Here is a 10428-nt window from a genome sequence, read left to right as displayed (position 1 = left end):
CGGCCACGACGGCCACGACGGCCACGACGGCCACGACGGCCACGACGGAACACCTCTCACCCCTTGACCGATCCGGCCAGCAGTCCCCGGACGAAGTAGCGCTGCAGGCTGAAGAAGACAATCAGCGGAACGATCAGCGAGAGGAACGCCCCGGCCGTCAGCAACTCCCAGCGCCCGCCGAAGGACCCGGAGAGCTGGGCCAGCCGTACGGTCATCGGCGCGGCCTCCGGTGTGCCACCCGCGAAGGTGAGCGCGACCAGCAGGTCGTTCCAGACCCAGAGGAACTCGAAGATCGCGAACGAAGCCAACGCCGGTGTGCAGAGCGGCAGCACGATCGACCTGAAGATCTTGAAATGCGATGCCCCGTCCACCACCGCCGCCTCCATCAGGTCACGAGGCAACTGCGAGATGAAGTTGTGCAGCAGAAAGGTGGCCAACGGCAGCGCGAACATGGTGTGCGCCAGCCAGACCGGTACGTAGGTCCCACCGAGGTCGAGCGCCGGGAGGACGGTCACACTGCCCAGGTGGGCGCCCCCGGAGAAGAGTTGGAGCAGCGGGATCAGCGCCATCTGCAAGGGCACCACCTGCAGTGCGAAGATCACGAAGAAGACGGTGTCGCTGCCCTTGAAGCGCACCCAGGCCAGCGCGTACGCGGCCATCGCCGACAGCACCAGCGGGAATACGGTCGCCGGCACGCTGATGGCCAGCGAGTTGACCAGATAGGGCATCAGACCGCCGCTGACGCCGAACCCGCCCTCGAAGAGCACCGTGTGGTAGTTGGAGAGGATCATGTCGGGGTGCACGAACACCTCCCACCAGCCACTGCTCGCCACCGCCTCCTTGGGGCGGAGCGAGGTCGCCAGCAGGCCGAAGGTGGGGATCGTCCAGAGCACTGTCACGGCGATCACGAAGACCGAGGCGAGCGGGCCGCTGAAGGAGCTGCGCACAGCCTTCACCCCGGGCCGCGCGGGCCCTGTCTTCGGTGCGGATGACGCCTTCGGCGTGGGCTGCGTTTTCGGCGTGGGCTGAGCTTTAGGCGTGGGTCCGGAGGTGGGCATGGCCGCGTCGCTCATCGGGTCTCACGCTCCTTGCGCAGCTGCACGATGTTGTAGGCCACCAGCGGAAGGACGGCAAGGAAGAGGATCACCGCGAGGGTGCTCCCCCGCCCGATGTTGTACTGCTCGAAGGACTGCGAGTACATCTCGTTGGCCAGCACCTGCGTACCGAAGTTGCCGCCGGTCATGGTCCGGATGATGTCGAAGGCCTTCAGCGTGGTGATCATGACGGTGGTGAGCACCACCACCAGCGTGGTCCGGATCATCGGCACGGTGACGAACCAGAACAGTTGCAGTCCGCGCGCACCGTCCAGCCTGGCCGCCTCGGTGACTTCGTCCGGTATTGCCTTGATCGCGGCCGAGAGCACCACCATGGCGAACCCGGTCTGCACCCAGACCATCACCGCCATCAGCAGGAAGTTGTTGAGCGGATGGGAGAGGATCCAGTTCGGCGGGTGCGACCAGCCCAGCCTGATGGCCAGTTGACTGAGCAGACCGATCTGCTGCTGGGAGGGGTCGCGGGCCTCGTAGACGAACTTCCAGATGATGCCGGCACCGACCAGGGAGACCGCCATCGGCATGAAGATCAGCGACTTGTAGACCGCCTGACGCTTCATCCGTTCGACCAACAACGCCAGCACCAGGCCCAGAGCGGTCGCTGCCAGCGGCGCCACCACCAGCCAGAGCGCCGTGTTGAGCAGTACCTGGTGAATCGAGTCGGTGGTCAGCGCCCAGCCGTAGTTCTTTCCGCCGACGAATCGGGTGGAGTCGTCACTGCGGAAGCTGAGGTAGACCGTACGGATCAGCGGGGCGATCAGACCGATGACCAGCAGGACGACAGCCGGACCGAGGAAGACCAGGACGGCCAGCGGTCGCCCGAAGCGGCCGGTGGCCCTCCCGGCGGCGAAGAAGATCGCGAGCAGGATGCCAAGGAAAACAGCGATGGCGCCGAGGCTGTTGCCGAGTTTGACGGTGGCGTCGGTCCACGCGGAGTCGGCCAGCAGGGCCGCACGCATACGAGATCCCCTTCCTCGAAGCCCGGACGCACAGAAGCAGGACCTGCAAGTGCATGACGTGCAGGGGCAAGACACGCAGGAGCAGGACGCGCTGGAGCAGGTCACGCAGCAGTCAGGTCGGACAGGTCACCCAGGTCGGACAGGTCACCCAGGAGCAGCACACACAGGGCAGGCGAGAGACACCTGCCGGGTTCGGGACGGGCGGTGCGGGCGGGTGGTCCCGCACCGCCCCGGGCGACTGTCTACTGCGGCCAGGCCGCATCGATGTCAGCCGCCACCTTCGGGATGGCCTGTCCTTCCGCGAACCACTTGGTCAGCGACTTCCACTCCTGTGCGGCGCCCACGGCGGCCGGCATCAGGTCGGAGGCGTCGAAGCGGAACGTCGCGGTCGGGTCGGTCAGCGACTCGGCGGAGAGCTTGTCGATCGGGTCGGTGTAGAGGCTCTTGTCCACGCCCTGGTTGGCGGAGACCCAGCCGGTGGAGACCTTCACCCGGCTGCTGGCCCAGTCCGAGCTGGAGAGGTAGTTCTGCACCGCCTGCACCTCGGGCCGGTTGGAGAAGGCGGTGAGGAACTCCCCGCCGCCCTCGACCGGGTTGGCCACCGCCGGGTTCACCGCAGGGAGGTGGAAGGCGAAGATGTCGCCGTCCGGACCGATCTTCGTGCCCTTGGGCCACTGCGCCTGGTAGAAGGAGGCCTGCTGGAGCATCCAGCACTTGTTGCTGAGAATCGGCGTCCCGGCGTCCTGGAAGGTGGTGGTGGCGATCGACTTCACATCACCGAAGCCGCCGTTCACCCAGGCCGGGTTCTGCATCCAGCCGGCCACGGTCTGCAGGGCAGAAATGATCTTCGGGTCGCCGAACTTCACCTGGTGGCCGACCCACTGGTCGTAGACGTCGCCGCCGTACGAGCCGAGCACGGCCTCCTCGAGCCAGTCGGTGGCCGGCCAGCCGGTCGCGGTGCCGGAGCCGATGCCGCCGCACCAGGGCTTTCCACCGCCGGCCTTCGCGATCCTGTCACTGAGCGCCATCAGATCGGCCCAGGTCTGCGGCACCTGGTAGCCCGAAGCCTTGAACGCCTTGGGCGAGTACCAGACCAGCGACTTCATGTTGGCACTCATCGGTGCCGCGTAGAAGGTGCCGTTGACCGAGCCGTACGTCTTCCAGACCGGGCTCCACTTTCCCTCGTTGGCCACGGTCTGGGTGGGCGGCTTCACGGCTTTTCCACTCTTCACCATCTGGGCCAGCAGGCCGGGCTGCGGGATGATCGCGAAGTCCGGGGCGTTTCCGCCGGTCACCCGTACCTGGAGCTGCGACTCGAAGTCGTTGGAACCCTCGTACGAGATCTTGATGCCCGTACAAGAGCTGAACTCGGCCCAGGACTTCTCCAGCGAGTCCGACTCCGGGCTGAGGATCGAGGCGTACATCGTGACCTTGGTGCCCGAGTGTCCGGCGTACGCCTGGTACTTGGCACAGTCACCGGTGAGGGTCGGGACCGCCCCGCTGCTGCCCTTCGAACCGGACGAGCTGTTGGAGCACGCAGCCGCGAGCACCAGGGCGAGGACGGCCGGGACGGCGAGCAGACGGCGGCGGGAGAGCGGGGCGGGCCGTGACTTCTGGATCATCGGCGGCCTACGCGGGCAATCGTGGCGAGGGTCATGGCGGTCCTCCTGGCCTGGGCATGAGATGCCTGCGGGGGGAGAGAACTACGCTGCGCTGAACCTGAGATCGACAGATAGCCGGCCAAGGCTGGCTTGAAGACGTTAACCCACTGATCACCCGGCGCCAAGGTGTGCGTTCGACCTTCATCCGCCAGTGCCACGTTTGTGACCGGGCCGTGCTGGGGACCGGCCGCTAACCCTCCACCGACCGGTCCCAGCCGTCCGTCACGCGGTCACAGCCGGACCGGGAGCTCCCGCAGGCTGTTCACCACCATGGTCGGACTGGGGCGCAACTCACTCTCGCCGACCGACAATTGAAGATCGGGGAAACGCTCGAACAGAGCCGGGAGCGCGATCAACGCCTCAAGCCGGGCCAGCTGCGCACCCGGGCAGACATGCGGCCCGTGTCCGAAGGAGAGGTGCCGCGCCGACTCCCGGGTGACGTCGAAGATTTCGGCGGTGATGCCGTGCTGCGCCGGATCCCGTCCGATCGCGTTGTAGGAGATCAGCACCGCGTCGCCCCTGGGGATCACCGCGTCCCCGTACGCGATGTCCTCCATCGCGAAGCGGAACAGGAAGTTGCTGGTCGGCGGCGTCCAGCGGAGCGACTCCTCGACGACCGCCGCCCACTCCACCTCGCCCGAGCGGACCAGGGCCAGCTGATCGGGACGGGTGAGCAGCGCGCGCACCGCGTTGGTGATCAGGTTGACGGTGGTCTCGTGACCGGCCGCGATGATCACCCGCAGCGTGGCCGCCGCCTCCTCGTCGGTCAACGCCCCACTGACTGCCTCACTGTCCGCCTCGCCGTCCACCCCGCCGGCCGCGCTGACCTCCGTACCGGCGGCCAGCAGCGCGCTCGCCAGATCGTCGCCCGGCCGCTCCCTGCGCTTGGCGACCAGGTCTTCGACGAAGGCGTTGAGCGCGGCGATCGTCTTCTGCACCTCCGCCGGGTCCTTCACGCTGCTGAAGAAGCGCTCGTACAGCTCACGCACATAGGTGTGGTCCGCCTCGGGCAGCCCGAGCAGCGAACCGATCACGGTCATCGGCAGCGGGAAGGCGAACGCGGTCTTGAGGTCGACCACCGGACCGGACTCGGCCAGCCGGTCGAGCAGTTCGGCGGTGATCTTCTCCACCGCCGGGCGCATCAGCTCCGTGCGACGGGGCGTGAACGCCTGCGCGATCAGCGCGCGCAGACGGCGGTGCTCCGCGCCGTCCGTAGTGACCATGCTCCGGCCCGGCAGCGCCAGCCCGATCAACGGCCAGGTCTTCGGCACCTCCCCGCGCTGGTACGCCGCCCAGTGCTCGGCGCTCTTCACCAGCCGCGGGTCCGTCAGCAGATCGCGGGCGGCAGCGTGCCGGGTGACCGCCCACCCCTGCACCCCGCCCATCAACTCGACCGGCACCACCGGCCCTGCCGCACGCAGCAGAGCTCCCTCGGCGGCATTGTCGTGGGCCAGCGGGTCCATCACTATCGGGGCGGTCATCCGCTCTCCTCAGGTAGGCAATCCTCGGGTGGACAGACTGGATCGGCGCATGTCGGGCCATGCCGACCGACGGCGGCGAACAGGGCGGACGTCCGAAGCCGAGCAGGACAGGGCAGGGCAGGGCAGGGCAGACGACCAACGGCGTACAGGAGGGACGACCGACGGTGACCGGACCCGACGACAGGTCAGCCGAGCGCGTGCCCCGGGGTGTAGGCCACCGGCAGTGCCACCAGCGCCCGCACCCAGGCGGAGGGCCGCCAGACCAGGGCGCTCTCGGCCGCCGCCAGCCGGATGTCCGGCAGCCGGTCCAACAGGACCTCGATCGCCGTCGCGGCGATCACCTCGGCCGCCTCCTGCGCCGGGAACGGGCAGCTGTGCGGACCGTAACTGAAGCTCATGTACGCCCGGTTGCCCTCGGCCGGAACGCCGCTCTCCTGCCGGACGGTCGGGTCCGAGTTGGCACCGGCGTAGCCGAGCAGCACCATGTCCCCGGCCGCGATCCGCTGGCCGCCGAGCTGGGTGTCCCGGGTGGCCCACCGACCCGCGAAGATCTGCGTCGGGGTGTCCTCCCAGAGCGCTTCGGAGAGCGCCTGGCTGATGCTCCGCCGGCCGCCGGAGAGCGAGGCGGCGAACCGCTCATCGGTCAGCATCAGCCGCAGCGCGTTGGCGATCCAGTACGCGCAGGGCTGGTGACCGGCGATCAGGATCACCCGCAGATCGCGCATGACCTCCTCCTCGCTCAGCCCGGCCTCGTGCGCGATCAGCCGCGAGGTGACGTCCGCCCCTGGACGCCCGCTCTTCTCCTTGACCAGCCGCAGCATGCTCTCCAGCAGCTTCTGCGCCCCCGCGAGCGCGTCGGCGCCGCCGTCCAGCATCGCAAGCAGGCCGCTGATCAGCACCGGAGCCTCGTCCTCGCTCAGGCCGAACATCCGGCAGAGCACCAGCAGCGGCAGCCGGTGCGCGTACTCCGCGACCAGATCCGCCTCGCCCCGGCCCGCGAACTCGTCGATCAGCCCGTCGGCGATCTCCTCGCAGTACTTCTTCAACTCGTACGGGTCCACGCCCGCGAGGGCGTCCGTCACCGCGGCCTTCCGGCGTTGGTGCTCCTCGCCCTCGGTGTAGAGGATCGACGGCGCCGGAGCCATCATCGGCTTCAGCGGCCAGTCCTCCGGAATCTCCGGCCACATGTTCCAGCGGGTCGAGTCCCGCCCGAAGACCTTGGGCTGACTGGTCACCAGCTGCAGCTCGCGGTAGCCGATCACCAGCCAGGCCGGCACGCCGCCCGCCAACTCGACCGGCGCGACCGGGCCGTGGGCCTCGCGCAGTTCCCGGTAGAGCTGCCCCGGGTCGGTCTGGAAACGGGGACCGTACAGCGGGGCCGCGTTCGCGTGCGCCGGGCAGCCCGACGGCGGGGTGATCGCGGGCTCGGTCACGGGGTGCTCTCCTCTAGGCGGAACTCGGCGGAAAAGTCGGCGGGGAACGGGACCGGGGTCCGGGCCGGATCGGCTGCCCCAGCCCGATCAGCGGCGCCGGTGGCCGGGGCGGGCTCGGCTCCGGCCAGGCGGTACAGGTAACGAACGAGTTCGATCAGCACCTGCTTGCTGGACTCCCGGTCCCGGGCGTCGCAGTCGACCAGCGGCACCTCGTCCGGAAGGTCCAGCGCCTCCCGCACCTCCTGCAGCGTGTGCTCGGGTTCGGCGAAGTTGTTGCGGGCCACGATGAACGGCGTGCCGTGGTGTTCGAGCCGGTCGATCGCGTACCAGGACTCCTCCAGGCGCCGGGTGTCGACCAGCACCACCGCTCCCAGCGCACCGCTGAACAGCCGGTCCCAGAGGAACCAGAAGCGCTCCTGGCCCGGGGCGCCGAACAGGTACAGCACATTGCGGTCGTTGAGCGTGATCCGGCCGAAGTCGAACGCCACCGTGGTCGAGCGCTTGTCCTGGATGCCCGACAGGTCGTCGACGTGCTCGCCCGCCTTGGTCATCGTCTCTTCGGTGTTGAGCGGACGGATCTCGCTCACCGCACCGACCAGGGTGGTCTTGCCGACGCCGAAACCACCCACCACGACGATCTTCAGACCGTTCTCCGCCGTACTGCGCAGCGGGGCGACGCCGCGCGGGGATCCGTGGTGGGTGTCAGAGCTGTTGGAGTCCATGCAGCACCTGCTTCAGCGTGTCGAGGTCGGGCAGCCGGGCCTTGGTCGGCGCGAACCGGGGGTGCCGCGCGGTGATCCGGTGGGCCTCCAGCAGATCGCCCAGCAGGATCTTGACGATGCTCACCGGCAGGGCGAGTTCGGCCGCGATCTCCACCACGGCCGTCGGCGTCCGGCACAGCTGAAGGATCCGGACGTGTTCGGACTGCATGCCGGGGGTCGGCTCCTGCTCGCTGACGATCAGCGTGACCAGGTCGAAGGCGTGCTCCGGCGGGCGGCTGCGCCCCCGGGTGACGGTGTAGAGCCGGTCCGGGTCGTCGTCACGGCCCGGTAGTCCCGGCAGTCCCGGCAGTCCCGGCAGTCCGGTCACACCGCGGCCTCGTTCCCGGTCACGGCCGTCCGGGGCGGCGAGCTCAGCAGGGTGCCGATCTGCTCGATCAGACCGTGCATGTTGTGGCCGACCACGCCCACATCCGCGTCGTCGTCCGTGACCACGGCCAGGTGCGCGCCCTCACCGGCCGCCACGATGCACAGGATGCCGCCGTGGAACTCCGTCATCGACTGCCGGACGCCGCCGCTGCCGTCGCCGAACTCGATCGACGCCCCGTGCGCCAGGCTCTGCATCCCGGAGGCGATCGCCGACAGCTGGTCGGCCTGGTCGACGTCCAGGCCCGAGGTGTGGCAGAGCTTGAGACCGTCCGCCGAGAGCACCAGCGCGTGCCGGGCGCCGGGGGTGCCGGACAGCAGGTTCTCCAACAGCCAGTCGAGGTCGCGGTCGGTGCTGCTGCTCATCGGGAGTCATCCTTCGGGAGGGCTTCGGTGGTGTCGGGCCCCTGCTGAAGGGCCCTGCGGAAGGCGCCGAACCGGGCCGCCGAGACGGCCGCGTCGGCCCGTCCGGGCTGGGCCGACCGCGCGGTCACGGAGGGCTGGGCGGACGGCTGGGTCGCCGCGAGGGTGTGGCCCCGGCGGCGCTGCGGCAGGCCGCCGGCCGTGGTGGTGGGCTTGTCCGCGCTCACCGCGGACCCGGTACCGGCCGTCGAGGCCGCCTCGCCACCGGCCTCCCCCTCCGGCGTCTGCGGTCGGCCCGGCTCGGGACGGGCCGGCTCGGGACGGGCGGGCTCCGGGCGCACTGCCGGTACCAGGCCGGACGGCACCCGGCTCGGCTCCAGCACGGGACGGACCCGTTCCGTCCGCACCCGCTCGGTGCGGACCTGCTCCGCACCGGGGCGATCGGAGCGACCGTGCTCGGATCGACCGTGCTCGCTGCGGCCCTGGGCCTCACCGGCCTCGGTACGGGCTGCCGCGAGCGCCCGGCCGACGGCGGGGCCCGGGTGCGTGATCAGCCGCTCGGGGATCAGCATCACCACGCCGGTCCCACCGCGCGCGGACGGCCGGAAGGAGATCGACAGACCGTGCTTGCGGGCCAGCGAACCGACCACCGCGAGGCCGAGCCGGGTACCGGCGGAGAGCGTGGTGAGGTCCAGCGGAGCGGCCGAGACGGCCTGCTCGGCACGGCGCAGCCAGCTCTCGCTCAGCCCGAGACCGCCGTCCTCGACGGTGATCACCAGACCGGAGTGGACCTCCTCGACGTACACGTGCACCTCGGCCGGCGGGGCCGAGAAGTTGGCGGCGTTGTCGAGCAGTTCGGCCAGCGCGTGCATCACGCCCTCGGCCGCGAAACCGGCCACCGCCGCGGTGCTCGCGGAGTGCAGCCGCACCCGCTGGTACGCGCCGATCCGGCCGAGCGCACCGCGCAGAATCGATTCGACGCCGATCGGCTTGGTCCAGCGGCGGCCGGACCGGGCGCCCGTCAGCACCGCGATGCCGTCGGCCATCCGACCGACCTGGGCGGTGGAGTGGTCCAGGCTGAGCAGGTCGCCGAGCACGTCCTCGCCGTGCTGGTGCTGCATCTCGCGCAGCTCCGCGTGCATGCTGGTGGCCAGCGCCTGCACCCGGCCGGCGGCCGTGGCGCAGACCGCGAGCGCCGCCGAACGCTGGCGCTCACCGCGGCCGACCTCCTCGGCGACCGTGCGCAGCAGTCCGGCCTGGGCCAGCGCGGCGTGCGGCGCGAGCACGGAGTCCACCGAACTGCCGGAGCGCAGCCGGGAAACGACCTCGGGCAGCACCTCACCGGTGAGCCGGTCGAGTTCGGCGCGCTCGCGGTCGGCTGCCTCGGTCCGCTCGCGCAGGTCGGCCGTGACCGTCTCGGCATCGGCCAGCGCGGTGCGGGCGTTGGCGAGTTCGGTGCGGGCGGCCTCGGACTCGGCCTGCGCCGCGGTGAGGTTGGCGCGCAGCGTGGCTGCGGCGGACTGGCTGGCGGACAGCTCCGACTGCAGCGCCGCGGTCCGGGAACGGGCGTCCGTCAGCTCGTAGCGGGCAGTGCTGAGTTCCTCACGCATCCGCCGGTAGCGCTCGGCCTGCCAGCAGGCCACCACGGCCAGGGCCGACCACAGCACCAGGCCACCCGCCACGGTCGCGGCGACGGCCCCGCGCTGGACGTTCGAGGCGAGCGCGATGGCGGCGGCACCGGTGCCCGCCCCCACCAGGATCCCGGCCGCCGCCCAGAGCACGGTCCTGCCGTTCGGGCGTGGGTGCGCCACGCGGTAGAGGCGCGTGCGAGCTCTCATCAACCTGATCCTCGGGGGGCGGGCGTCAGCGTGGACCGAACGACAGCGCTGCGCTGCCCGGGGCCTATCGGGGGCAGGCTCCGGACAGTCGACAAATACATGCGGTCACCAGATCATATCCATTCGTCCCTGGCGCTCAATGGGGCAGTTGTGCAATGAGACATCAGGTTCCATGCAGATATCTTGTGATGACGCACCGAAATCTGACACACCGGGTACGGTGCGCGGAGGGCCGCGGCAGCGGTCACCGACCGCCCGACCCCGTCGGCCTGGCCGGACGCCCGCCACACCGCCCGCCACACCGCCCGTCGCCGGTGGGCCCGGGTGGGTCCGGGTGGGTCCGACCGTTGCGGAGAGCGTCCGGAACCGGCCAGTCGACGGCGCGCATCCACGCCACGCACCAGTCGCCGCCTCCCGGTGCCCGGTCGGCCCCAAC

8 protein-coding genes and 1 pseudogene are annotated in these 10428 nt (G+C 70.2%); all 9 read right to left on the bottom strand.

The annotated features are described in order from the left end of the window. Positions 1-56 precede the first annotated feature (56 nt). Entirely contained in the window at positions 57-947 is an 891-nt protein-coding gene (locus UK12_RS30375) for a carbohydrate ABC transporter permease (protein ID WP_197085288.1), read from the bottom strand. 122 nt (positions 948-1069) lie between these two features. Beyond that, the gene (locus UK12_RS30370) at positions 1070-2071 is read right to left on the bottom strand and encodes a carbohydrate ABC transporter permease (RefSeq protein ID WP_045306419.1); all 1002 of its coding nucleotides are present in this window, start codon (positions 2069-2071) and stop codon (positions 1070-1072) included. 242 nt (positions 2072-2313) lie between these two features. Continuing rightward, entirely contained in the window at positions 2314-3693 is a 1380-nt protein-coding gene (locus UK12_RS30365; protein ID WP_045306418.1) for an ABC transporter substrate-binding protein, read from the bottom strand. 269 nt (positions 3694-3962) lie between these two features. Further along, positions 3963-5213, bottom strand: a complete 1251-nt coding sequence (locus UK12_RS30360) for a cytochrome P450 family protein (protein WP_045306417.1) — start codon at positions 5211-5213, stop codon at positions 3963-3965. Positions 5214-5398: 185 nt separating this feature from the next. Next, positions 5399-6646, bottom strand: coding sequence for a cytochrome P450 (locus UK12_RS30355; protein WP_045306416.1), 1248 nt, complete (start codon positions 6644-6646; stop codon positions 5399-5401). Positions 6647-6762: 116 nt separating this feature from the next. Beyond that, positions 6763-7368: pseudogene (locus UK12_RS30350) on the bottom strand (GTP-binding protein); the annotation flags it as partial. After that, positions 7349-7735 carry a DUF742 domain-containing protein gene (locus UK12_RS30345; protein WP_231591450.1) on the bottom strand — a complete coding sequence of 129 codons (387 nt, stop codon included), beginning with the start codon at positions 7733-7735 and terminating at the stop codon, positions 7349-7351. The gene UK12_RS30345 and the pseudogene UK12_RS30350, both read right to left, overlap by 20 nt. Then, positions 7732-8157, bottom strand: coding sequence for a roadblock/LC7 domain-containing protein (locus UK12_RS30340; protein ID WP_045306414.1), 426 nt, complete (start codon positions 8155-8157; stop codon positions 7732-7734). The genes UK12_RS30345 and UK12_RS30340 overlap by 4 nt, the downstream gene beginning before the upstream one ends. Further along, positions 8154-9992: an ATP-binding protein gene (locus UK12_RS44820; protein ID WP_331386670.1), complete on the bottom strand. Its 1839-nt coding sequence runs from the start codon at positions 9990-9992 to the stop codon at positions 8154-8156. Before UK12_RS44820 ends, UK12_RS30340 begins: the two co-directional genes overlap by 4 nt. Positions 9993-10428 lie beyond the last annotated feature (436 nt).

It is taken from the genome of Saccharothrix sp. ST-888, from assembly GCF_000955975.1.
Lineage (GTDB): Bacteria > Actinomycetota > Actinomycetes > Streptomycetales > Streptomycetaceae > Kitasatospora.
This window is presented reverse-complemented; position numbering and strand designations above follow the sequence as displayed.